The sequence below is a fragment of the Mucilaginibacter sp. P1_A3 genome (genome assembly GCF_056406855.1).
Genome location: NZ_JBFTZJ010000001.1, coordinates 409,571 through 433,218 on the forward strand (window position 1 = coordinate 409,571; position 23,648 = coordinate 433,218).

Sequence of the window (23,648 nt, forward strand, 5' to 3'; positions counted from 1 at the left end):
CTTATGAAAACAGATAATTTAATAACCGCCAATGATTTTTGTATGTACCACAACGTTGAATATACATTTTTCAATTCGTTAGAACAGGCTGGATTGGTTGAGGTTACTGTGATTAACGAAACTACTTTTATACCGGAAACAGAACTGCGCAAGCTCGAAAAAATGATAAGCCTCCATAAGTTAGATATTAATGTGGCAGGCATTGAAGCAATAACACACTTGCTTAACCGCATAGAACAAATGCAGGAAAACATGCGTACGCTGCACAACAGGTTAAAAATGTACGAAGGCGAGTAAAGGCTATTCCATATATTTTAGCATCATGCGCTCACTTACTATATGGGCGTCTTCAATCACAGATTCGGGGTATCCCATGGAGGCTAATATAGCTATGCCATTTTTACTTTTTAACAAGCCTTCTTTCAATTTGTAATCAAAAACCAATGTTCGGCCTGATTTAGAGTCTTCAAATGAATAGATGGCGAAATCTTCATCCAAAAGTTCGGCGAGTTCAAGATCATGGGTTGATACAAATACGAAGTTATCATTGGCTGTAATGTATGATAATACGGATTTTGCAGCGGCAATACGCTCTATTGTATTTGTACCCCTAAATATTTCATCAATAATTACGAGGCTTTTGACGGCTTCTGCGCTGCCACTGTTATCAACAATATTTAATATTGCCGATGCCTGGGCCTGGAAAAAGCTTTGCTGCTCTTCTATACTATCGGTGATTTTGATACTGGTTTGTATCTTAAGAAAGGGGGCTTTATATGCCTTGGCGCAACTGGTGAATAAGGTTTGAGCCAACAATGTATTTATCGCAATAGATTTAATAAATGTTGTTTTGCCCGACATGTTTGAGCCCGTTATCAATGCTCCTTTATCGGCACGGGTGTTTAAAGAATTAGGTACACATTTCTCTACTAATGGATGGTAAAGATCTGTGATGTCCATTTTGGCGTCTTGATCTATAAACTCCGGTTTATTGTAAAAAAGCAAGCCTTCCCTTACCGATTGTATGGCTATCAGCATATCAATCTCGGCAACAAATGTATATACTTTCTCAATATCATCGCTGTATCTGCCAATGTGTTTTACAGAGTTGGTATATATGTATGGTTCAAGCAAAAACAATGTCTTAAACAGCTGGAAAACCGCATAACCCGGTGAAGCTGAATCGGCAACCAACATGCTTTCAAGGTTTACAAGGCTCAGGGAGCGCTTAAGCCCGGCAAGGTTTACAAGGCTTTTTTTTACTTCCTCAGTATCACCAGCTTTGGCATTTTTAACTAACCAAACAGCAACCTTGTGCATTATCAGTAATTGAGGCAATGAATCTGAATATGTCGCTGTTTTTCTTTTGCTTGCAAAATGGAAAATAATATTATACCCAAACAATACAGCTAAAACTATTAAACTTACCGGGTTAGGTATAATCAGTATCGAAATAATAGCCGTTAAAATTAAATAAGGTACCACCTTAATGTAAACATCCATCACAGGTGCAAATAATGGTACATGTGATTTTAAAAATAGGTTGGCAATCTGGTAAGCATTGGTATGATTAAGCCTGGAAAGTTCCAGCTCAATTAATTCGCGGTTGGGGTTATCAGCATTAAGTGTTTCTATCTTTTTATCCAGTAATAATAAATTACCGATTGTCGTTTCTGGAAAATGCAGTTTTTTGTAGAGATATTGTTTGCCTGGTTTTGAGTTAGTCCTGTCAATGTAATTAAAGATATTTTTAAGGTCGAGGTCATCAGATGTCACTGTCGACAACTTTCCGGCGCTATTGTCTGCATCAGCGTAAACCTTTATCAAATCAAAATTACGCCTTGCATTTAACGGTTTGGCCCACTTGTCTTTTATTTTTTCCAGGTTTGTTTCTTTAGCACGTAGCTTTCCAAAGTAAGATGCTATGTATGAGACTGTAAGCACAATGGTGAAAACTAACAGTGTAAATAAGAAATAATACATGATTAAAAGTATAAAAATAGTTTAAACCCGAGTAATACTAAAAGTTCAGCCTGCAATAAAGATGGGCTTTTTTATGTAAACCCATTGTTACTATCACAATTTAATTTTCATGGATGGCTGCATCATTTGCCATTTCAATTATTACGGTATCTAAACGATCAAGTTCAACAAATATATAATCCAGGGCCGCAGCATCAGCGGGGTCGTCTTTTAGCATTGCGGTAAGTGCCTTTAAATTTGCAACCGGGCTTCGCATAAAATGCGATTGTTTCCATGCCATATTTTTTATGCTGTTTACCTGGTTATGAATTTGTTCATAAGCAACCTTAAGATCATTTTCGGCATTCTTCCTTTCGGTGATATCATAAAGAGCCATCATCAGCCCCAGAATTTGATCATTGTTATCAATAATGGGAAACAAGCGTAAATAATACCAATATATTGATCCATCGGGTTGCAGATAATCAATTTCATGACTGTTCTCTTTTCCATTTAATACCCGCTTAGTGAGGCCAATGAATTGCTGGAAGCGTTTTATGGGGAAATAATCACCTACCTGATCTCCTTTTTGCAGGGTGTGGTTATATTGTTCTTTTACAAATTTTACCGCCATTTGGTTATAGGCCAGCACATTCAATTTTTTATCAAATAAAGCGTAAGCCGAATCGGTAGTATTTAAAATAGTTTGAAGGTTGGCCTCAGATTTTTGTAACAGCTCATCTGATTTTATCTTTTCTGTGATGTCATTAGCCAATGACAGGCATACCGGCATACCTTCAAAAACTATATCCTGCGTAATTATCTCTACAATAATTAGCGAACCATTTTTTTTCTGATGCTCACAAATTCCTTGTTCGCCCACTTTAACCGTATTTTTTCCATCGTCATTAATAACATTATTGCAATTCCCTTTTGGCCGCAGGTCTTTGGCGTTCAACTTTAAAAACTCTTCATTGGTATAACCGTAATGCCTTGAAGCAGCTTTATTTGCAGCTATAATAGATAGGTCATTTCCGGATATCATCCACATTGGCAGCGGGTTGCTATCAAATAGTAATTTGTATTTTTGTTCGGACTGGCGGAGTAATTCTTCTGCTTTTTTGCGTTCGGTGATATCAATCATTGATCCTATAATGGTGGGTTCACCATCAATATTAACGCGATTGCCATAAAACTCTACCCAATTCAAGGAACCATCTTTACATTCTCCTACCACTTCGTAATGCACACTATCAACCTCTCCATCCATACGTGCCCTGATATTCTCTAAAGTAGTGGCTTTAAAATCCTTACTGACTATAATATCCACTGATGCTGCATTCACCAGTTCCTCCTGGCTATATTTAAAAACATTGGCAAAGCGCGGATTTACATAGATAAATTTCCCTTTTTGGATAATGTAAACACCAACCATTGACTTCTCGGCAAGAGTTCTGAATTTTAACTCGGCATGCTTTAATTCGGTTTCCATCGCTTTGCGTGATGTAATATCTCTGGCAATAACCAGTATGCGATTTTCAGAAAACTTTTTCACGTTTACCTCCACATCAAACACGGTACCATCTTTCTTTATAAAACGGCGCTCTTTGATAGTTGCCGTTCCAAGGTCATCTAACCCTAAAACTATTGGATCATTTTTTAAATGTTCAGGTTCAATTACCTGGATTACTTTTAGTTGCAAAAGCTCCTGATGGGTATAGCCTGTCATTTTGCACATACTGGCATTTACCTCTGTAAAATTATTAGCGAGGTCAAGCACGTAAATAGCGTCCGATGCATGTTCAATAAGTGATCTGTATCTCCGTTCGCTTTCTCTTAGTTTTTCAACCATGCTCATTAATTCCGCGGAGCGCTCCTCTACCCTCTTTTCCAGTGAGTTATTAATGGATATAACCTCATTTTCGGCAATAAAACGTTTTTCGTCTACCCTGTTCAGCCACATTGCCGTAATTGCTACAAGAGCAAGGCAAATGATAAGCATAATAAGTGGAAGCATGTACATGCTTACTTCAAATGTTAACAGATGATTAAACTGTGTTTTAAACCTAAAAAAGCCCAAAACAATAAATATAAATTCAAGCGGTAAAAACAGCCTGCGCGCCATTTGATTACCTACTCTATCACCGGTAAATAAATTAGTAAAACCGTATTGCGGATATAAAAGAGAGGCCGCTAAAGAGATGCTAAAAAACAATAAAGCGGTATTTAGCGGCATTGAACTTACATAGCGAAAATCGTAAAACAATGAAAAGCCATATAAATACCCAATTATAGCGACCGTTGAAATTAATGTAACCGAATGAAGCATGTACTGGCCCACCGGCAGCAGTTTCTTATTTTTAGTACTAAGTAATAAAAATGCCGTGCCAAACAACAAGATGCAGACGGAGATGTTTATAGTAGTGTTACTGCTGTATGTATATGTTATGCCGGTTACCACATCGTCGGCTGTAATAAACAGCCCATCAAAAAATGTATGAAATTGCAACAGGTATTGTAATACCCCAAAAATACCTGATAAGGTGATAACTATAGATAAACCAACAAAAGCCGGCCTAAAGCTATTTTTTGAATGTGTTTGTGTTAAAAGTGTAGTGGCACTCATGAATACCAGGCAAAGCGCGGTATTAAATTTTATTACCACATATTGCGGTATCAACGTTTTAAGTCCGTCTATATTCAAAAACCATCCACAAATAACCAGTACAGCAGCTGAAATTGTGCATAGGCTAACAATGGTAACAAATTTGCTTTTTTGAGGATGATGCATCTAAAATAAATAATTCTTATCGGCTATACTTTTGCAAAATCGTTTTTGATATACAGAAATATGGTTTAGTGAAAATACCAGTTAAATAAAGTTATGACAAAAACACACTAAAATCTTTGTTTTTGGTATTTATGCAAATATTAAAAACAAATCTGTTCTGCTTTTGAATAATATCAGCGAACTTCTATTTTTTATTAAAAAAGTTTTGTAAAGCTTGCTGTGTAAACTCAGATAGTACCAACTCTCCGCTTATTGCCGCTCGTTTATTCAGTAAGTCATCCCAATTATGGGTGTCTTCCCAAAGTATTTGTTTTAGAGCGGTTAAGGCGGCAGGATTATATGAAGCCAGCTTTTTTGCCAGTTCATCAATCGATGCATCAAGGAGAGCTATATCTTCATAAATTTCATTATACAAACCATTATCTTTTGCCCATTGAGCAGTTTGAAAATCTGTAGCCCTTAAAGTAAGCTGTGAAAATGCCGGTAACCCTATTTTACGAATCACCGCAGGTGATATTACAAACGGACCAATACCAATTGCCAATTCACTTAATTTGATAGATGCAGACACGCTGGCAAGGCAATAATCAGCAGCGGCAGCCAAGCCTACCCCACCGCCAACGGCTTTACCCTGTACCCGAACTATAATTATCTTTGAAGATTTACGGCAAGCATTAATTATGTTGGCAAAACCCGAGAAGAATTGCGTGCCGGTATCCTTATCTTTTATTTGTAGCAGCTCATCAAAGCTGGCTCCTGCGCAAAAAGTACGGTCACCCTCACTTTTGATTACAATTACCTTAACCCCGGCATCATTAACGGCATAATTGATTTTGTCAACAAGTTCTTGCAATAAATTTGATGGAAGAGAATTTTGGGAAGGATGAAAAAAGCTAATGACAGCTACACCATCCTGGTTTAAGATGGTGACATTTCCGTTATCGTTGGGGGGCATAATTCATTATAAATTTATGTGAGGGCTGATGGTTTTAAAACAACACTTGCTCAATATCAGAAGTATTTAACTTAACTGCAATTTTCAATTGAAATAAATTGAAAAGAAGAAAAAAACAAAAAGCTTAAAACCATCTCAAAATAGAAACATTGGCTTGGCGTTGTTTACTTCTTTCTTATTTACTATGCTGTATTCATGGTTTCTGTATTAATGTAAGGCATAAAAATTAAGTATTTTACTGTATCTTTTTGTACAAAATTATTTTGCTTGAATTGCTGTTTTGTGATTTTATTACCCCACAGCCGATTTATATGTTTTAATTATTTACAGTTAATAACAAAAGTCCGTCATTGCTGTTCATTTACTTAAAATGATAAAAATTTAAGGCCTATATTTATAAACTATACCCGTTAAATGAGCAATGCTATTGAACATAATTTTGTGAATAACGAAAATATTTTTCGTACCCTAATTGAAGAATCACCAAGTCCTGTCGGTTTGTACGTGGGTGCCGATATGAAAATAAAAATAGCCAATAAAGCTATAATTAGTATCTACGGCAAAGGCGATGATGTTATTGATAAACTGTATTTTGAGTTGCTGCCCGAGCTAAAAACTCAAGTAATATTTGATATTCTTAATAATGTATATAAAACAGGCATAGCTTATGAAGCCAAAGAAGCGCGTGTTGACCTGGTTGTAAATGGGAAGCTTGAGATATTTTATTTCAATTTTGTATTTACACCCATAAAAAACGAGCAGGGACTTGTTTGGGGTGTATTAAATACTGCTGCCGATGTTACCGAACTGGTTCTGATGCGCCTAAAACTAAATGAAAGCGAAGAAAGAAAGCAGTTTACTTTAGAAGCTGCAGAAATTGGCACCTGGGATTTGTACCCTCCTCAGAAAATTGTAATCTGGGATGAGCGGTGTAAAGAACTATGCGGTTATTCAAGGGGCGATGAAATAACCTACAGTGGCATTTTTAAATATATTCACCCCGAAGATGAACAGCGTGTAAGGTCGGCGGTACAAAATACCTATAATCAACAATCCGGTGGCAATTATGATGTTACTTTCAGAACTATAGATGACAATGGAAACCTGAAATATTGGATTCGATGTAAAGGCAAGGCCTATTTTACCAGTGATAATGAATTATGGCGTTTTGCGGGCATTGTACAGGACGTTACACTCGAACAGAAAAACAGGCTGGAGCAGCAAAAATTGCTTTCGCTTATTGAAAATACTGCCGATGTGGTAGCCGTTGGTGGCATGGACGCTATGGTTAGCTATATCAACAAATCAGGATATGAGATGTTGGGAATTGAGACTGCAGCGGAAGCAACCAGGCCCGGCATAGATTATTTTTGGCCAAATGATTTTCAAATAGTAACTGATGAACTCATTCCTGCAGTGCAATCAAACAGCAACTGGAATGGCGAATTACGTTACCGTCATTTTAAAACAGGTGAACCTATTCCTGTTTATTTAAACTGCTTTCGTATTGATGACCCTGAAACGGGGCAATCTATCGGAATGGCTTCTGTAGCCCGTGATCTGAGGTCCGAAAAGGCGGCACATAATGAACAGTATAAACTTTTAACCCTAATTGATCATAGTTCAGATTTTGTGAGTTTATCAGATCTTGAGGGCAATGTAAGGTATGTAAATGCTGCCGGCCGGTCAATGCTGGGAATACAATCTCAGCAGGATCTGCAAAGACATAACAGTGAGTATGTAATACCTGCAGATATTGCCAAAATAGCTAATGAAGTTAATAAGGCGCTCATGAAAGATGGCAAATGGTCGGGCCAAATAAACTACCGCCATTTTGAAACCGGTGACGCAATACCTGTATACGGCACAACCATGTTGGTTTATGATTCAACAACCGGTAAACCGCAAGGCAGGGCGACCATAGCAAGAGATTTGCGCAGAGAGATAGCTGATAAAAAGGCGGTAACAGATAGTGAGTTTCTCTTGAAAAGTATCACTAATGCGTCTCCTGCCGCTTTGTGGATGTGTGATGAAAATGGGAACATCACTTATGTAAATAAAACCTGGATAGACTGGACAGGTAAGCCCTTTGAAGAACATTTAGGTGCTGGTTGGCTAAAAACAATTTTAGCGGAAGATAAGCTGCGCGCCGAAAAGAAGTTCATGGATGATATTGTATCGCGTAGTAACTATGAAGTTGATTTTAGGCTGATACGCAATGATGGTGAAATACGCTGGTGCATTGCCACCGGCAATCCACAGTTTAATGGAGACGGTAAATTTACGGGCTATATTGGTGCTTGTACCGATGTTACAGATAAAACCCTTGCAGATAAGCAACTGAATTTAACGAATGACGAACTTAATGACCAAATAAAGCAGTTTGAATTTGTTACTGACTTTATGCCCGTACAATTATGGACAGCCAGGGTTGATGGAGAGTTGGATTATGTAAATAAAAGAGCCGTCGAGTATTTCGCTTTACCTTCAGAGCAGATCATTGGGCCAGCCTGGTTAAAAATGGTACACCCAGACGATCAGGATGGATGTATTGAAGCATGGACAAACTCCTTACAAACCGCGAATATTTATCAATACGAGTTTAGGCTAAAAGATAAAAATGGTGTTTATAAGTGGCACCTTGCCCAGGCTCTGCCGTTTATCATAGATGGTAAGATTATTAAATGGTTTGGCACAAACACCGATATTGATGAGCAAAAACAACTACAGCGCCAAAAAGACGATTTTTTGGGTATTGCCAGCCATGAATTAAAAACACCAGTTACCAGTATAAAAGCCTATGCGCAGGTGTTAGGAGCTATGCTGAACAAAGAGGGTGAACATAAAAAAGCCGATATGGTACTAAGAATGGACGCCCAGGTAAATCGCCTTACAAATCTTATTGGTGATTTGCTTGATGTTACCAAGATAAACTCAGGAAAGCTACAGTTTAATAAGGTGTGGTTTGATTTTAATCAGGTAATAAAAGAAACACTTGACGATTTGCAACATACTACCAAAAAACATAAATTGATAGATGACTTTACCGAAACAGGTAAGATTTATTCTGATAAGGATCGTATAAGCCAGGTAATTACCAACCTTATCACCAACGCAATCAAGTATTCTCCGCATACGGATAAGATCATCATTAGTACTCAGTTAAAAAATAAGGAAGCGATAGTTTGTGTACAGGATTTTGGTATTGGTATACCTCAGGATAAAAAAGACAGGGTATTTGAACAGTTTTACCGGGTAAGTGGCGATAAGCAGCATACGTTCCCAGGGTTGGGCTTAGGATTGTATATATCGTCAGAGATAATTAAGCGTGAAGGTGGCAGAATGTGGGTAAATAGCGTTGAAGGAAAAGGATCCACGTTTTGCTTTGCTTTGCCTGTTGAAATTGCCTAAAGTTGAAAGGGATATGCTAAACACCTCCGGAGTCAGGAAAACATAAATCTGTTATCGTCATTTATATTTTTCGTATTTTGTTGTATACTCCTTTTTATAAAACTTCAAAACATTAACTTCCATTAAATGTTGTATTTGTGCAAACGCAATTCAATTAGTTATGGGAGTTTTACAGCATATTCAACATCAAATATCGGCACTTAATGATCTGATTAAAATAAATAACGACCGTATTGCCGGATATCAGAAGGCCCTGGAAAGTATCGACGAAACTGGGCTTGCCCTGCTTTTTAATGAATGCATTGATCAAAGCAAAAATTATGTTACCGAGTTAAAAGAATATATTCTTGTATTAGGTGGTAGTCCAACTGATGGAACATCCTTATCCGGCAAATTCTATCACACCTGGATAAATGTTAAAGCTGCTTTTATCAATAAAGATAAGCAGGGTATTTTAGCCGATTGTGAATATGGTGAAGATGTAATCATCAAAGCTTATCGTAAGGCACAGGATGATAAAGAATTGATATGGGAAGATGATAAGGTGGTAAATTTACTTGCATACCAATTGAATGGGTTTAAAACATCGCATGACGCTATTAAAAGTTTGAGGGATACAGTAACTGTATAAATTCAATTATCCGTAAACAAATGAACAGCTCCGATCAATCCTTTTTTGATGAGTACAAGCCCCTGCACGTTCCGCATGAATATGATGCCGGCGCAGGTGTTCAAAATAACGTTATATATGCTTTAGCCCAGTTAAAGGAGGCTACCGCAAATGAAGTTGCCATAAAACTAAGTGTACTGGAACCGGCAACACCTCCTTTTACCCATCAAAAAAATGCCGAAGATGTACTTAAATATCTTTTTAATAAGGGCCTGATAAAAGCCATTAATAAAGGTGGAGAACTGAGCTACAATCTCAGCAAAATAGAAACACCCAACTCTGGCAAGGCTGATAAACTTTATTAAGGTGTTACAGGATTTATTGGCTTTGCAGATATAATGCTATCTACAACAAATACACTTACCCCTCTCCATGGTAAAGTATGCAGATACTCTTTATAATGGAGTTCGAGATATGAACCGGCATTGCTGTTTAATTGCTGCGCAATTTTCTCATTGGTAACTGAAAACATAAATTCGTTTGATGCAATAGTTCCCTGTGTTTGTGTACGGATACCATTTTGTATTAACCGGCCTTCGTATGTTTTAAATAAATAGCCTTTTTTTACAAAATAATTCATGGTACCAGCCTTTGCCCCTTCACCAAAAACAAAATAAAAACGATAGTAAAAAAAGCCCGCTAATAATAGCAGTATAATTAATAGTAGAATAGTTTTAGTGCGGGTTTTCATGGATAATATTTTAATCATTTAAAGCTACTAAAACTTAGGATGAACCATATAATATAAATAAAAATAAAGGTTTATGTATATCATATATTATTCATTGTAGCAAACACAATTTATTATTACTAATAATTATAAATTGTGAGTTTAAATTCTAACTTTAACTCACAAATCCTAAAATCTGTCAAAAAAATGTCTGTTGATTCGCTGAATACCTTGCCTGATGAGATTTTCCAGATCATCTTTGAAAAGTCGCCGGGTTCTTTATTAGTTAAGGCAGATGCTCCGCACTTTACTATAATGGCAGCCAGCGACGCTTATCTTACCATAACCAATGCTACCCGGGAGTTAATTATAGGTAAAAGTTTTTTTCGGGTTTTCCCTGATGATGACAACGATCCAAAAGATGAAACCAGCGCCCGTAAAACATTTAATAAAGTACTGGAAACAGGCCAAAAAATAGATATCCCAACATACCGGTATGATACGAGAGATCCTGAAACCGGAAATTACAATATTAGGTACTGGTCATGTAGTAATGTGCCTTTTTTTTGTGGTGATGGTAAGGTTATGTATATTTTAAATACCATTGCCGATATCACCGGCGAGGTAAATGCAAAACAGGCTGCGCAGGAGAGCGAAAATCGCCTTCGGCTGGCTGCAGAAGCTACGGGTTTTGCAACCTTTGACTGGGATTTTAAAGATGAACAACGCGTATGCTCTCCCCAATTGGTGGAATTATTGGGCCACCCGCCCGAAACTTTATTATCGGCGCGGGAGGCATTTGAAACACAGGTACCGCCCGAAGATCAGCAAACTATTATGGATGCCATATACACATCCGCTAAAATAGGGAACTATGCCTATGAAATACGTGTAACCTGGCCAGATGGCAGCTCTCACTGGTTAAGTATCAAAGGTAAATTAGTAAGTGATGAACAGCAAAAGCCATTGCGTATGTTAGGGACTGTAATTGACATAAGCGAGAGCAAACGCGATGAAATTAGGAAGAATGATTTTATAGCGATGGCAAGTCACGAATTAAAAACGCCGCTAACCTCTATTAAAACATATATACAGATATTAATAAAAAAACTGGCGCCTGCTAACGATGTATTTGTAAACAACGCGCTGACCAAAGTAAACAATCAGGTTAATAAAATGACAGAATTGATTCACGGCTTTCTTGATCTGTCGAGGCTTGAATCTGGTAAACTACAACTCAACCTGGTAGTGTTTGACATGAATAAATTAATAGCCGACTGTATTACAGAATTGCTGCAATCAAACATTAACCATACGGTGATTTTTAATGGTACAGATGTATTAAATGTTAATGCCGATAGGGAAAAAACCAACCAGGTAATAAGTAACTTTTTAAGCAACGCGGTAAAATATTCTGCAAAGGGAAGCAAAATCACAATAGAGAGCCGTATTGCCAATGGCGATATTCAAGTTGCGATTACCGACGAAGGCGTTGGCATTAGGCATAAAGACCAAAAAAAAGTATTCCAACGTTTTTATAGGGTAGATAATGAAAAGATAAAGAACGTATCGGGATTTGGTATTGGACTTTATTTATCCAGTGAGATTGTTCAGTGCCATAACGGTAAAATATGGGTTGAAAGTACCGAGGGCTTAGGTTCAACATTTTATTTTAGCTTACCAGTGTGATTACTTTATGGGGGTTAGTTTAACCGTTTTATAAGATGATACCATAAACTGCACCAGGTCTATGACGTTTAAAGGTGGTTTATTTGTGGTAATACTCAGCTTTTTTTTGCTATTCTCAAACTCTATTTCGAAGTAATAATTAGGCGCATCAGTCACCTGTTCGGGCTGTTGCCAGTTATACATTTTTTTTAACTCACTATGCTTAAGCCAGTAATTTAAAGTATCAAGCTGAGCTGCAGATAATTTGCCTTCATACTCGCCTTTGTAAGGATCGGCATATTCCCCTCCCCTTAGTCGATAATCGCCATTTGCCCAAATTGAAATTTCCAGTTGCGGACAGTCGCCATGACAGGTAGATGATAAAAAGCGAATTTTTGAAAATTTGATTTCTTTATCATAGCTGTTTTTGAAATTGGTAAATTCATAGGTTAAATTACCTGCCAGTTTAGTGGCATTTGAATCTATAGGTTTTAAGTACAGCCTGCTTGTTGTGAGATTCCTGATCTGGAACTTGAAATCAGTTTTGTGCTTGACCTTAAAATTATCGGCGCTGGACGTATAAATATCCGACATGATAAGTGTATCCTTTACCACTGCATAATGTGATTTTTCTTTATCATCCCCAACAAAATTAAAATATACATGACCTTTAATAAAATAAAGATTTCCCAGATCCTTATTGATCCAACGGATCGAATCCAACTGTACCTTTTGAGCTTTTGCACTGCAAAACATCAACCCCAATAAAAATAAAGAAATACAGTATTTTATCATTTGTTTTAATTTTAGGCTATTTTACAAACCCATATAGTATGTTGTTAACGATTCAAAATCATCAAACTTATATTGATAATCCTCAGTTTTACCGAAACCATAGGTTACAAATATAAAAGGTATACCTGCCATGCTTGTCTGTTCAGCGTCACCTTGTGTATCGCCAATGTAAACCGGCTCTCCAAGTTGATGTTTATCAATCAATAAACGCATATTATAATGTTTTGGCATATTGTTTTCGCCATAGGCCATAAAATCTGTTATATCATCCCCAATACCTGCCCAATTAATAAACAACGGAATAATACCTACAGCACAGTTACTCAATATAAATAGTTTATACTTTGTTGATAGCTGCTTTATCCCCTCCGTAACACCACTGTACATATTGCCACCGCTTTTTGGTAAAATTTGGCGGCGGGTTTCATTTACATCAAGATAAATGTTGAATGCTCTATCATCATCAAAATCGGGCATTAAAATTTTGGTGAGTTTTTTACCCTCCATTCCCATCAATCCCATTAGGTCATCTCTATTGATAGTTCTTTTTATAGCGTGTTTTTCAAAGGTGAGGTTCCATGAATCAGTATAAGTATCAACGGCGTCCCAAAGGGTTCCGTCCATGTCGAAGATGAGGCTATCGGGTTTCTGCATAAAAGTATTTTGTCTTTTTTGTTAAAGATGTAAAATTAACCTAAGCTGCAAAACTAAGTTCATGTTTTCTTCATGATTAATTTTCACCTTAGCAGTGTGATAAGGTTAATGTGGGCCAGCTTAGCAGGAGGTTGGTTCCATAGAGGTCTCCGCCGTAAGAAGCGGGGACTTTTTTATTTCACGCCTATTGATCAGATTGCCGTGCGTTAATAATAATTGCCTGTATTGGCTTTCTCCCTCATAAAACTCACAACTTCATATAATCTTTAATTGGTACAATTATCAATAGCAATTTCTGACGGGATAAATTTTAACTATCAAATGGTTATATAATCTGCAACTTTATAGAGCTCATGAAATTTGATACCTTGTTTCTCAAAATGTTTTACGTAGGCCGCATAACGTTGTTTGATGAAAAACTCTTTAGCATAACCATCATGAACCGGTAATATTTGTTTGGGTTGAAGCTTATCCGCGAAACCCGAAATCCGTACCTCATTAGCGAATGGAGCCATAGTTACCATGAGTAGCAATTCAATATCCTTGTATTCTAATAATTTATCTTCCATTGAGTCTACCGGATGCATCACCTTATCGTTAATAATAAAGCCCGTCATTTGCGGCAGTGGGTTATCCATAATGAGTTCATGAGTAACCGGGAAGGCCTTCAATATAAAAGGGCCAAAGTTTGCTGTACCCTCTTCAAAAAGCGTATAAACAATACCAGCTTTATCAAGATCTTTACCTACATGGCTATTAGTGATGACTATGGCGCCACTTAATTCAAGAATGCTTTTTAAAATATCAATATCATAATGATCGGGATGAATATGGGTAATTACCACGGCCTTTACATCATTAAACATTTGAGGGATAACCAATCCTTCAAAAAAAGAAAATTTACCGGGATCAAACAATATTTTATAATCATCCAGTTCAAAAACAAGGCAGGAATGGAGGTATTTACTTATTTTCATGCGCGATTATTTATATGATTAGCCACATCTATTTAAAATACAATTAAAAGATTCGAAGGGTTTTTATTTCATAGAATTAAAAAATCCTGTAAATCATACAAAATATTTTAATCGTGTTTAAAGTAACTCCGTAGCCAAATTAGCCAACTCGCTTCGCTCCCCTTTTTGCAGGGTAATATGTGCATATAACGGATGGCCTTTTGCCTTATCTATTAAATAGGATAAGCCATTACTCTCTGCATCCAGGTATGGTGTATCAATCTGGTAAATATCGCCGGTAAACACAAATTTGCTATTTTCGCCGGCACGGGAAATGATGGTTTTTACTTCGTGCGGGGTGAGGTTTTGGGCTTCATCTACTATGAAGAATATTTTACTTAGGGTACGGCCACGGATAAAGGCCAAAGGTGCTATGGATATTTTATCGTTACTTACCAGTTCATCAATTTTTGCCTGCATTTTATCGTCATCAGCAAACTGATCTTTAATAAATTTAAGGTTATCCCATATTGGGGCCATGTACGGGTCAATCTTTGATTTGATATCGCCGGGTAAAAAGCCAATATCTTTATTGCTCAAAGGCACAATAGGGCGGGTAACAAATATTTGTCGGTAATACTTCCGTTGCTCCAGCGCACTGGCCAGGGCAAGTAAGGTTTTACCAGTGCCCGCATTGCCCTGTATGGTTACCAATTTAATATCGGGATGCAAAAGCGCATGAATAGCAAAAGCCTGCTCAATATTGCGCGGATTGATATTGAATACAGGCTGCTCTGTTATTTTTTCTAATTGTTGAGTTTGTGCATTATAAAAACCAGATACATCACCCTTTTTTCCTTTTAAAATATAAAAGTGATTATTGGTATAAGTTGGTATATCCAGGCTTTGGGCGGGCAGGTTTTCTTGTTTATTAAGCTGGTTAATCAGTTTTTCTGTTACCTTATCAATATCAGTTTTACCGGTATATAATTCTGCCAGGTTTTTGATCTTACCGGTTTCGTAATCTTCGGCGTGCAGGTTAAGGGCTTTGGCTTTAAGGCGAAGGCAGATATCTTTAGATACAAGTACTACCTTTTTATGAGGATACTCTTCCTGCAAACCTAAGGCAGCGTTTAAAATATGATGATCGGTTTTATCAGATCCAAAAACCTCCACTGCATCTGCAGCAACTGTTTTAATATCCATGGCCACTTTGAAACTACCCTTGCTTTTACCATTAAGCGGAATCCACTCATTCATCAGGTTGTTTTTTGACAAATCATCCATCAGGCGGATAAAGCTGCGTGCCTCAAAGTTACGGGTATCGTTACCGTTCTTTTTATTGTCAAGTTCTTCCAATACCTGGATAGGTATGGCTACATCATGCTCCTGAAAATTTTGAAAGGCATTATGATCGTAAAGGATCACTGAAGTATCTAAAACGAATATTTTCTTCTGGTTACGCTGGCCGTCCTTATTCATATCCTACTAAATTAGGTTTTTTAAGGTTTGTTCAAAATGAAAATACTATTATGAACAAAAAAACCTTATAAAAGCGAAAACGGGAGTCTCCTCTTGCGATTTGAGCTCCCGTTTCCAAACCACTGTTCCACCGTAGTTTCCCAGCAGTACCAAGTTTTGTGTATCATGATCGATAAGCTTTCATCGGTCGTTCTTGCGAACTGTTGATTGCTGCAATATCCCTGATTCTGTTTTGGGTCTCCGTGAAGCCCCGCATCGTTCTCAGTACCTCCTTTAATCGCAATCTTTTTTCAAATACTTTCGTATTTTTCTTTTTTTCATGTGACTCAGGGACTTCTTTTGATCTTTAGCGTTCCCGAAGGTCTACCCGATTCAATTTCTGTAATCCTGAAAGGTTATCAAAGTACGTCGTTCTTGATGATTACAATATAGGGACTAAATGGCATCTTTGTCAAGAAAAAAAATAATTTATTATTAACAAGTTATTAACATTTGGTAGTGAGTTTATAAACACGCATTAGTTATTGATTTACTGATAGTTAATTGTAAATTAATTGATAGAAAATCAATGTTATCAACATAAAAGTTATTAACAATATTACTTAAAATCCCTGTTATTGCAAATTCAAAAAATGCGTAAAATTCAAAAAATGTAATTTTTGTCAGTGAAATAGTCTTGATATTAATCAGAAAATATAACAGACCAAAGCAAGTAATTGTATTAAGCTATTTGGTTAGGGAGCAATTTACCTACTGCAACTTCACCCAAACATATCGCTGTGTGAGGTATCGCCCTCGTATTTCTTTTCTCCGTTTTTATAAATTACCAGGTGTAGTCGTTATCAGGTATAATAACTAATAAATGAGAGTTGAAGCCAAAAAAAAGACCGCCCCAAAATGGAACGGCCTTCAAACCAAACTAACTACTTTATGAAAACAGTCTTTAATTATTTTACAGCTATTTCTCTTGATTGAAATTTAGCTTCTTCTTTTTTAGCAATAGTTAATGTCAATATCCCATCAGAGTAATCAGCTTCAATTTTTGAATGATCGGCACTTTCTGGTAAAGTAAATGATCTGCTGAATGAGTTGTAGCTATATTCGCGTTTGCTGAATTTTTTACCTTCTTCAACGTTTTCGGTTTTCTTTTCAGATGAAACAGTTAATATGTTTTTATCCAAATTGATCTTGAAATCTTCTTTCTTTAAGCCAGGTACAGCTAATTCAACTTGAAATTCATTTTCGGTTTCTGCAATGTTTACCGCAGGAATACGAGCTACTAATTTGTCGCCAAGGAATGAGTCGTTCAAAATTGAATCGAATACATCATTAAAGAATGGACCTCTTGCGTTGTTTTTTAATCCGTTGTTAAATTTTACTAATGTCATTTTATATGTCTCCTAAGTTTTGTTTTTGTTAACTTCGTGAAGTATTAATCAACTGTTATACCAACAAGTAAAATCAATGAATTGCATGACTATTTGTCGCAATCAATGAATTTATACAGACAAATTGACATCAATGGCTGAAAAACTTAGCGACTACAAGTTCAAAACTGACATACCTATCCGCTTTTCGGATATAGATTCCCTGGGACACGTTAACAATGCGGTGTATTTAACTTACTTTGAAATTGCCCGTACCAATTATTGGAAAGATGCTATAGGCTGGGATTGGAACAATGCAGGGGTTATCATTGGCCGCTCAGAGATTAATTATCTTAAACAAATCACTGTTAAAGATAAGATTGCCTGCTACGTGCGCACCATTAGGATAGGTAACAGTAGTTTTGATGTAATGCATGTATTGGTAAGAATAACTCCGGAGGGCGAAGAAATTGTAACTACCGGCAAAACAGTTTGCATTAGCTATGATTACGCTGCCAATAAATCTGTATCAATTCCGCCTAATGAACGCAGGAGTATGATAGCCTATGATGAACCAAGATTGATATTGAATACTAATTAATTAGATATGCAGATTTCAAATGTGCAGATATGCGGATGAATTAACGCATGGCCAATCATCTGCACATCTAAACTCTACATATCCGCACATCAGAATATCTTTCCCGGATTCAAAATACCATTCGGATCAAACACTTGTTTAATTCCACGCCACAAAGCGAAATGAGTTTCTGAATATTTTATAGGCATAAAATCTTTTTGAACCAGGCCAATGCCATGTTCGCCGGAGAGGGTGCCGCCTAAACTTACAGTTAGTTCAAAGATCTCTTTTATGCCAAATTTAAGTTTGGTGTTCCAGTCTTCATCGCTCATATTGGCCTTAATGATGTTTACGTGAAGGTTGCCATCGCCTGCATGTCCATAACATACTGATTCAAAGCCATATTTGATGCCTGTTTCCTTTATTCCTTTTATCAATTGCGGTAACGCAGCACGCGGAACAACAGTATCTTCTTCCTTATAAACAGAGTTTGATTTTACAGATACGCCCATGGTTCGGCGCATACGCCATAATTCTTCCTTTTGTGCAGCTGAGTCGGCAAAGAGCACATCTTTACAATCATGAGCCTCTAAAACAGTGTTGATCTTTTCGCAATCGGCAAATATCACATCCTGGTTATTGCCATCTACTTCAATCAACAAAAAGGCCTGGATGCCATCCTGCAGATTAAAGGCAATATCATCATGCTCTTTAACCCACTCCACTCCTCTGCGCTCCATAAACTCAAGGGCCGATGGTGTAATACCCGCCCTGAAAATAGCTGATACAGCGGCGCAGGCGTCCTGGTTGGTAGCAAAAGAAGCCAGCATTAACGCATCAAGCGTGGGCAGCGGAATTAGCTTTACCACAATTTTGGTAATGATACCCAGTGTACCCTCCGAGCCTATAAACAATTGCGTAAGGTTATAACCCGATGCATATTTCAGGGTATTGGCTCCTGTCCAAATAATTTCGCCCGAAGGCAATACTACCTGTAGATTTAGTATATATTCACGTATAGTACCATACTTTACTACCCTGGGGCCGCCAGAGCCGTGTGATACATTCCCCCCGATAAAACAACTGCCTTTGCTGGCCGGATCCACAGGGTAAAGAAGCCCTTTTGCAGCAGCCTGGTTCATAAACTCTTCGGTAACAACGCCGGGTTCAACAGTGGCCTGCAGGTTTTGTTCATCAATTTCCAGTACTTTATTAAAGCGTTCCATGGCTATTAATAAACCACCTTTTACAGGCAAAGCCCCTCCACTTAAGCCAGTGCCCGCTCCACGCGGTGTAACAGGAATCAGGTTTTCGTTGCATAACTTCATTAATGCCGAAACCTGCTCCGGGGTTTGAGGTTTTGCAACAATTTCAGGATAATAAACAAGGTCCTCGGTTTCATCATGGCTGTATTTTTCCAGGTCGGCGCGCTGGTTTAAAACAGCATCATTGCCAACAATGGCTATTATACTCGCTAATATTGCTGCCGATACTTTATTATATTCCATATTACTGTTTGCCGTATCTTATAGTAACTGCAGAATGAGCTACTTTTCCCAATAATGGAGGGCTTAATTTCTTTATAGTTACACAGATAGTTTCTACATAAGGATACTTCTTTTGAATTTTTTCCATGATGGCCTGTCCTACTGTTTCAATTAGTTTACGAGGATGTTTCATTTCTTCGCAGGCTATATTATATACCTTTTCGTAATCAACAGTGTGCTTAAGTTCATCCGCTGCCGGATCTGTTTGGGGATTAAAACCTACTTCAATATCTACCAAAAACCGACATCCTAATTTTTGTTCTTCGGGATAAAACCCATGGTATGCAAAAAACTCTGCACCCTGTAAGGCAATAGTTATCATGTTTCAAAAGTAATGGTTTTGGTTGGTTTTTGATGACTTGCAAACGCTAAAATCGCCTTCCAAAGCGTGATGCTGCGGAGCTGTTTTTATCAAATAAAAACTTTTTTAAAAAATACAAAGGTCAAAAACTATGTTTAAACAATTTAAACGTAGTTTTTGGGATAATGTGCCTTCTGGTATCAAAAAACAACGATTTTGAGCTGGCTAAGTCCACTTTAAATGCTATATATTTGCTCACCAAGTATAAAGTTATGGCTAAAACAGATCTGTACGAATCTCCCGATTATTACCAGTTAGATGAATTGCTTACCGAAGAGCATAAGTTAATCCGCTCGTCTGTACGTGATTGGGTAAAAAAGGAATTAAGTCCAATAATTGAAGATTATGCCCAAAAGGCAGAGTTCCCAATGCAATTGGTAAAAGGCCTGGCCGAGATTGGTGCCTTCGGCCCTACTATCCCCGTGGAATATGGCGGCGCCGGCCTTGATTATATGGCTTATGGCATTATCATGCAGGAAATTGAACGCGGCGATTCTGGAATTCGTTCAGCGTCGTCAGTGCAAGGTTCGCTGGTGATGTATCCAATTTATGCTTACGGGTCGGAGGAACAACGTAAAAAGTATCTTCCAAAACTGGCATCGGGCGAGATGATGGGCTGCTTTGGCCTTACAGAGCCAGATCATGGCTCAAACCCCGGTGGCATGACCACCAATATTAAAGATGCCGGTGATCATTATATATTGAACGGCGCAAAAATGTGGATCTCTAACGCTCCATTTGCAGATATAGCTATTGTTTGGGCCAGGGACGAAGCAAAAAAAGTGCGGGGATTAATAGTAGAACGGGGAATGGAAGGCTTTACAACTCCAACAACCCATAATAAATGGTCATTAAGAGCATCGGCTACCGGCGAATTGGTTTTTGACAATGTTAAAGTTCCTAAAGAAAACCTGCTGCCAAACGTGGTTGGGCTAAAAGGCCCTTTAGGTTGCCTTAATCAGGCCCGCTATGGTATTGCCTGGGGAGCACTTGGCGCAGCCATGGATTGCTATGATACGGCCCTTCGCTATGCTAAAGAGCGTGTGCAATTTGGCAAACCTATAGCAGCTTTTCAGCTACAGCAAAAAAAACTGGCCGAAATGATTACCGAGATCACCAAAGCCCAGTTACTGGTTTGGCGATTGGGCATACTTAAAAATGAAAACAGGGCAACCGCAGCGCAAATATCAATGGCCAAACGAAATAGTGTTGAAACCGCTATTAATATAGCTCGCGAGGCCAGGCAAATACTGGGCGGTATGGGTATTACCGGTGAATACCCCATTATGAGGCACATGATGAATTTAGAATCGGTAATTACTTATGAGGGTACACATGATATTCATTTACTAATTACAGGGATGGATATTACAGGCGAAGATGCCTTTAAATAAATTAAGCACAACAATCAGGCAGCAGTTACGTAAAAATAAAGGTGGTATATTAGGTAATATTATCATAGTTTTAAACTTTATATAGTATCGTATACTGGTTAATGTTTTTGCGCCATTTTATTTCTAATTTTATTAAGTGTGATTTCAACAAGCATGTTTTATGGTTGGTGCTTTTCATTTCATTAATTTTACATTCCTGTGCAAATAACACTGATGATACAGGGAACTACTCACCAAAATTTAAGAAGATAATTGATACGATAGATAATTATTATACTTATAAAAAGAAACCCTACTTAAGTACCCAATATCTCGATTCTTCTTTTAGGGATCTTAACCATCCTTTAACAAATGATAGGTTTCGTTTTTTTAGTTACCATTATGTTTACGAGAGAAAATTAGCGCATGACCCCAAAAAAGCATTGCTGTATGCAGATAGCATGCTAATAATAGCAAAGCAAAGTGTAACCAAACAGCAATACCTGGTTAACTATGCCGAAGCTAATTTTGCCAGTGGTGATGCTTACTTTGATCTTTCTCAGTTTAGCAATGCGTATAAATGTTATTATGAGGGATATCTTATTGGTAAAAACCTTTTAAATAACCAGATATTGGCCGAGTACACTTACCGCATGGGTATGGTATTGTTTAAGCAGGCCAATTATGTTGAAGCGGCAAACTACTTCAAGATAAGCTATAAACAAAGTTGGGCTTATGACAATAATTTTAAAGCTTTTTACCAGCGTCAGGAGTTACTTGCCAATGTTGGTGAAAGCTATAAAAATGCGAATATGGTAGATAGTGCTACCTTATATTTCGCTAAAGCACTTAACTATATAAATACCAACAATAAAAAGTTCAGCAATGTGGCGCCAATGCTTGAAATAGCTCGTGGAGTAGTTTATGGCAATATGGGCGATATTGGGTTACTTACTCATAATTATCCTGTAGCTGAACAAATGCTTAAAAAAAGCATTGCCATTAACTTAAAGAAAGGTTATGATTACAAAGATGCACAGATAACTGAGATAAAGCTTTCGCGTTTATACCTTGATCAGAACAGGCAGGCTGATCTTTTCATGCTGTTAAAAAACTTACGTGTTCAATTGGATAGTATTAAAAACAGTGAAGCCGAAACCAACTGGAATTATTTAATGAGTAAATATTATGATCATAACAAAGATTATACACATGCGCTCCCCTATTTAAAAACCTATTCTTCGCTAAAGGATTCTGTATTAAAGCTGGCAAATTCATTAAGGCGGACTGATGTTGCTACCCAGCAAGCTAACTATGATAAACAAAACGAGATAGACAATTTAAAGGATTATAACAAACGACAGTTGATATTTATTTATGTTGCCGTGTTGTTATCAATTATGGCTGTAATTATCGTATTCCTGGTTTTTCGAAATTTAAAACGTTCCAGGCGTGACGTAATAGCGATAAAATTATTGAATGATAAGATTAATCATCAAAAAGAGCATTTGGTGCTTACTCTTGATGAGCTTAACCGGGGCAGCCAGGAAAAAGACCGAATATTAAGGGCCGTGGCACATGATCTCAGGAACCCGCTTGGTGGTATCGCCTCTCTTTCAAATGTAATGGCCGATGATGATTACACCGCTGAGCAGCTGGAAATGATTAATCTAATCAAAGATACTGCTTACAATTCGCTGGAGCTCATTAACGAGATATTAGAAGCAGCCAACACTGCTATTACCCAATTTAATAAGGAATGGGTTGATATTAATGTATTGGTAAGTAACAGTGTTGAGTTGCTGAGATTTAAAGCAGCTGATAAAAAACAAACGATAAAACTTAATTTACCTTTCACTTCTGTACAGTTATTTATAAACCGCGAGAAAATATGGAGGGTTATGAGCAATCTTATCAGCAATGCTATAAAATTCAGCCACCAGGATAGTGAAATAAATGTAAGTGTAAAAAACCACGAAAACGGCATTGAGATTACCGTTCAGGATACTGGTATAGGTATACCGGATAAATTAAAGCAACAGGTGTTCAATATGTTTACCGATGCCAAACGTGTAGGCACCGCCGGCGAAAAATCGTTTGGATTAGGGTTATCCATTTGTAAACAAATAATTGATAAGCACGATGGCAGAATATGGTTCCTGAGTGAGCATGAAGTTGGTACAACTTTTCATGTATCCCTCCCCCTTGAATCCCCTGTTTTTAGTCTGCCAACTTTATAAACTCTGTTTTTTGTGATTTTTGTTATAAGTTTATGAAAATTTTTAAACCTAATTAAACCTCTGTCAATCTATTTAAATGTTGGTGAACAAAAGCATATTCTACAATGCGGTATATAGCAGCACGCCGGTAAAATTGTTGCTGTTTTGTTTGCTAATTACTTTTTTT

19 protein-coding genes are annotated in these 23,648 nt (G+C 37.4%); 8 read left to right on the forward strand and 11 right to left on the reverse strand.

All coding sequences use genetic code 11. The features are described 5' to 3' along the window. Positions 1–3: 3 nt before the first annotated feature. Positions 4–297 carry a chaperone modulator CbpM gene (locus AC1D0K_RS01745; protein WP_477391847.1) on the forward strand — a complete coding sequence of 98 codons (294 nt, stop codon included), beginning with the start codon at positions 4–6 and terminating at the stop codon, positions 295–297. Positions 298–300: 3 nt separating this feature from the next. On the opposite strand, the gene AC1D0K_RS01750 is transcribed toward AC1D0K_RS01745, so the two are convergent. From AC1D0K_RS01750 to AC1D0K_RS01760, 3 genes are all read right to left on the reverse strand, one after another. Then, entirely contained in the window at positions 301–1,983 is a 1,683-nt protein-coding gene (locus tag AC1D0K_RS01750) for a MutS-related protein (protein WP_477391848.1), read from the reverse strand. A gap of 100 nt (positions 1,984–2,083) precedes the next feature. After that, positions 2,084–4,753, reverse strand: a complete 2,670-nt coding sequence (locus AC1D0K_RS01755) for a PAS domain-containing protein (protein WP_477391849.1) — start codon at positions 4,751–4,753, stop codon at positions 2,084–2,086. A gap of 184 nt (positions 4,754–4,937) precedes the next feature. Continuing rightward, positions 4,938–5,708 carry an enoyl-CoA hydratase/isomerase family protein gene (locus AC1D0K_RS01760; protein WP_477391850.1) on the reverse strand — a complete coding sequence of 257 codons (771 nt, stop codon included), beginning with the start codon at positions 5,706–5,708 and terminating at the stop codon, positions 4,938–4,940. Between the two features lie 414 nt (positions 5,709–6,122). Here AC1D0K_RS01760 and AC1D0K_RS01765 point away from each other — a divergent pair, with 414 nt between their 5' ends. The 3 genes from AC1D0K_RS01765 (at position 6,123) to AC1D0K_RS01775 (ending at position 10,094) form a co-directional block, all read left to right on the forward strand. Beyond that, positions 6,123–9,119: a PAS domain S-box protein gene (locus AC1D0K_RS01765; RefSeq protein ID WP_477391851.1), complete on the forward strand. Its 2,997-nt coding sequence runs from the start codon at positions 6,123–6,125 to the stop codon at positions 9,117–9,119. A gap of 160 nt (positions 9,120–9,279) precedes the next feature. Continuing rightward, positions 9,280–9,750 carry a ferritin-like domain-containing protein gene (locus AC1D0K_RS01770; RefSeq protein WP_477391852.1) on the forward strand — a complete coding sequence of 157 codons (471 nt, stop codon included), beginning with the start codon at positions 9,280–9,282 and terminating at the stop codon, positions 9,748–9,750. A 20-nt stretch (positions 9,751–9,770) separates the two neighbouring features. Continuing rightward, positions 9,771–10,094 (forward strand): hypothetical protein, encoded by a 324-nt coding sequence (locus AC1D0K_RS01775; protein ID WP_477391853.1) that lies wholly within the window; start codon positions 9,771–9,773, stop codon positions 10,092–10,094. On the opposite strand, the gene AC1D0K_RS01780 is transcribed toward AC1D0K_RS01775, so the two are convergent. Further along, positions 10,091–10,480, reverse strand: coding sequence for a hypothetical protein (locus AC1D0K_RS01780; RefSeq protein ID WP_477391854.1), 390 nt, complete (start codon positions 10,478–10,480; stop codon positions 10,091–10,093). The two genes, AC1D0K_RS01775 and AC1D0K_RS01780, sit on opposite strands and share 4 nt — an antisense overlap. A gap of 186 nt (positions 10,481–10,666) precedes the next feature. Between AC1D0K_RS01780 and AC1D0K_RS01785 the strand changes: the two genes are divergently transcribed. Then, complete coding sequence (locus AC1D0K_RS01785; protein WP_477391855.1) at positions 10,667–12,148, forward strand: ATP-binding protein; 1,482 nt, start codon at positions 10,667–10,669, stop codon at positions 12,146–12,148. On the opposite strand, the gene AC1D0K_RS01790 is transcribed toward AC1D0K_RS01785, so the two are convergent. From AC1D0K_RS01790 to AC1D0K_RS01810, 5 genes are all read right to left on the reverse strand, one after another. Then, positions 12,149–12,922, reverse strand: coding sequence for a DUF6438 domain-containing protein (locus tag AC1D0K_RS01790; protein WP_477391856.1), 774 nt, complete (start codon positions 12,920–12,922; stop codon positions 12,149–12,151). A 21-nt stretch (positions 12,923–12,943) separates the two neighbouring features. Further along, positions 12,944–13,576, reverse strand: a complete 633-nt coding sequence (locus AC1D0K_RS01795) for an HAD family hydrolase (RefSeq protein WP_477391857.1) — start codon at positions 13,574–13,576, stop codon at positions 12,944–12,946. Between the two features lie 317 nt (positions 13,577–13,893). Beyond that, positions 13,894–14,553 (reverse strand): MBL fold metallo-hydrolase, encoded by a 660-nt coding sequence (locus AC1D0K_RS01800; RefSeq protein ID WP_477391858.1) that lies wholly within the window; start codon positions 14,551–14,553, stop codon positions 13,894–13,896. Between the two features lie 117 nt (positions 14,554–14,670). Then, positions 14,671–16,014 carry a PhoH family protein gene (locus AC1D0K_RS01805; protein WP_477441698.1) on the reverse strand — a complete coding sequence of 448 codons (1,344 nt, stop codon included), beginning with the start codon at positions 16,012–16,014 and terminating at the stop codon, positions 14,671–14,673. Positions 16,015–16,961: 947 nt separating this feature from the next. After that, positions 16,962–17,402, reverse strand: a complete 441-nt coding sequence (locus AC1D0K_RS01810) for an Hsp20/alpha crystallin family protein (protein ID WP_477391860.1) — start codon at positions 17,400–17,402, stop codon at positions 16,962–16,964. A gap of 133 nt (positions 17,403–17,535) precedes the next feature. Between AC1D0K_RS01810 and AC1D0K_RS01815 the strand changes: the two genes are divergently transcribed. Then, positions 17,536–17,982 carry an acyl-CoA thioesterase gene (locus AC1D0K_RS01815; RefSeq protein ID WP_477391861.1) on the forward strand — a complete coding sequence of 149 codons (447 nt, stop codon included), beginning with the start codon at positions 17,536–17,538 and terminating at the stop codon, positions 17,980–17,982. 89 nt (positions 17,983–18,071) lie between these two features. Here the strand turns inward: AC1D0K_RS01815 and AC1D0K_RS01820 are convergent, their stop codons facing one another. Together AC1D0K_RS01820 and folB are read right to left on the reverse strand one after the other, a co-directional pair. After that, positions 18,072–19,469, reverse strand: a complete 1,398-nt coding sequence (locus tag AC1D0K_RS01820) for an FAD-binding oxidoreductase (RefSeq protein ID WP_477462982.1) — start codon at positions 19,467–19,469, stop codon at positions 18,072–18,074. Position 19,470: 1 nt separating this feature from the next. Beyond that, entirely contained in the window at positions 19,471–19,830 is a 360-nt protein-coding gene (folB, locus tag AC1D0K_RS01825; protein ID WP_477391863.1) for a dihydroneopterin aldolase, read from the reverse strand. 251 nt (positions 19,831–20,081) lie between these two features. Here folB and AC1D0K_RS01830 point away from each other — a divergent pair, with 251 nt between their 5' ends. Both AC1D0K_RS01830 and AC1D0K_RS01835 read left to right on the forward strand, forming a co-directional pair. Continuing rightward, positions 20,082–21,263, forward strand: a complete 1,182-nt coding sequence (locus tag AC1D0K_RS01830; RefSeq protein ID WP_477391870.1) for an acyl-CoA dehydrogenase family protein — start codon at positions 20,082–20,084, stop codon at positions 21,261–21,263. Between the two features lie 440 nt (positions 21,264–21,703). Then, positions 21,704–23,482, forward strand: coding sequence for an ATP-binding protein (locus AC1D0K_RS01835; RefSeq protein WP_477462983.1), 1,779 nt, complete (start codon positions 21,704–21,706; stop codon positions 23,480–23,482). The last annotated feature ends 166 nt before the right edge of the window (positions 23,483–23,648 follow it).

Bases quoted from the DNA above. Each gene is read 5' to 3' on its own strand.
- AC1D0K_RS01745 (WP_477391847.1), top strand. From the start codon at position 4: ATGAAAACAGATAATTTAATAACCGCCAATGATTTTTGTATGTACCAC.
- AC1D0K_RS01750 (WP_477391848.1), bottom strand. From the start codon at position 1,983: ATGTATTATTTCTTATTTACACTGTTAGTTTTCACCATTGTGCTTACA.
- AC1D0K_RS01755 (WP_477391849.1), bottom strand. From the start codon at position 4,753: ATGCATCATCCTCAAAAAAGCAAATTTGTTACCATTGTTAGCCTATGC.
- AC1D0K_RS01760 (WP_477391850.1), bottom strand. From the start codon at position 5,708: ATGCCCCCCAACGATAACGGAAATGTCACCATCTTAAACCAGGATGGT.
- AC1D0K_RS01765 (WP_477391851.1), top strand. From the start codon at position 6,123: ATGAGCAATGCTATTGAACATAATTTTGTGAATAACGAAAATATTTTT.
- AC1D0K_RS01770 (WP_477391852.1), top strand. From the start codon at position 9,280: ATGGGAGTTTTACAGCATATTCAACATCAAATATCGGCACTTAATGAT.
- AC1D0K_RS01775 (WP_477391853.1), top strand. From the start codon at position 9,771: ATGAACAGCTCCGATCAATCCTTTTTTGATGAGTACAAGCCCCTGCAC.
- AC1D0K_RS01780 (WP_477391854.1), bottom strand. From the start codon at position 10,480: ATGAAAACCCGCACTAAAACTATTCTACTATTAATTATACTGCTATTA.
- AC1D0K_RS01785 (WP_477391855.1), top strand. From the start codon at position 10,667: ATGTCTGTTGATTCGCTGAATACCTTGCCTGATGAGATTTTCCAGATC.
- AC1D0K_RS01790 (WP_477391856.1), bottom strand. From the start codon at position 12,922: ATGATAAAATACTGTATTTCTTTATTTTTATTGGGGTTGATGTTTTGC.
- AC1D0K_RS01795 (WP_477391857.1), bottom strand. From the start codon at position 13,576: ATGCAGAAACCCGATAGCCTCATCTTCGACATGGACGGAACCCTTTGG.
- AC1D0K_RS01800 (WP_477391858.1), bottom strand. From the start codon at position 14,553: ATGAAAATAAGTAAATACCTCCATTCCTGCCTTGTTTTTGAACTGGAT.
- AC1D0K_RS01805 (WP_477441698.1), bottom strand. From the start codon at position 16,014: ATGAATAAGGACGGCCAGCGTAACCAGAAGAAAATATTCGTTTTAGAT.
- AC1D0K_RS01810 (WP_477391860.1), bottom strand. From the start codon at position 17,402: ATGACATTAGTAAAATTTAACAACGGATTAAAAAACAACGCAAGAGGT.
- AC1D0K_RS01815 (WP_477391861.1), top strand. From the start codon at position 17,536: ATGGCTGAAAAACTTAGCGACTACAAGTTCAAAACTGACATACCTATC.
- AC1D0K_RS01820 (WP_477462982.1), bottom strand. From the start codon at position 19,469: ATGGAATATAATAAAGTATCGGCAGCAATATTAGCGAGTATAATAGCC.
- folB (WP_477391863.1), bottom strand. From the start codon at position 19,830: ATGATAACTATTGCCTTACAGGGTGCAGAGTTTTTTGCATACCATGGG.
- AC1D0K_RS01830 (WP_477391870.1), top strand. From the start codon at position 20,082: ATGGCTAAAACAGATCTGTACGAATCTCCCGATTATTACCAGTTAGAT.
- AC1D0K_RS01835 (WP_477462983.1), top strand. From the start codon at position 21,704: ATGCTAATAATAGCAAAGCAAAGTGTAACCAAACAGCAATACCTGGTT.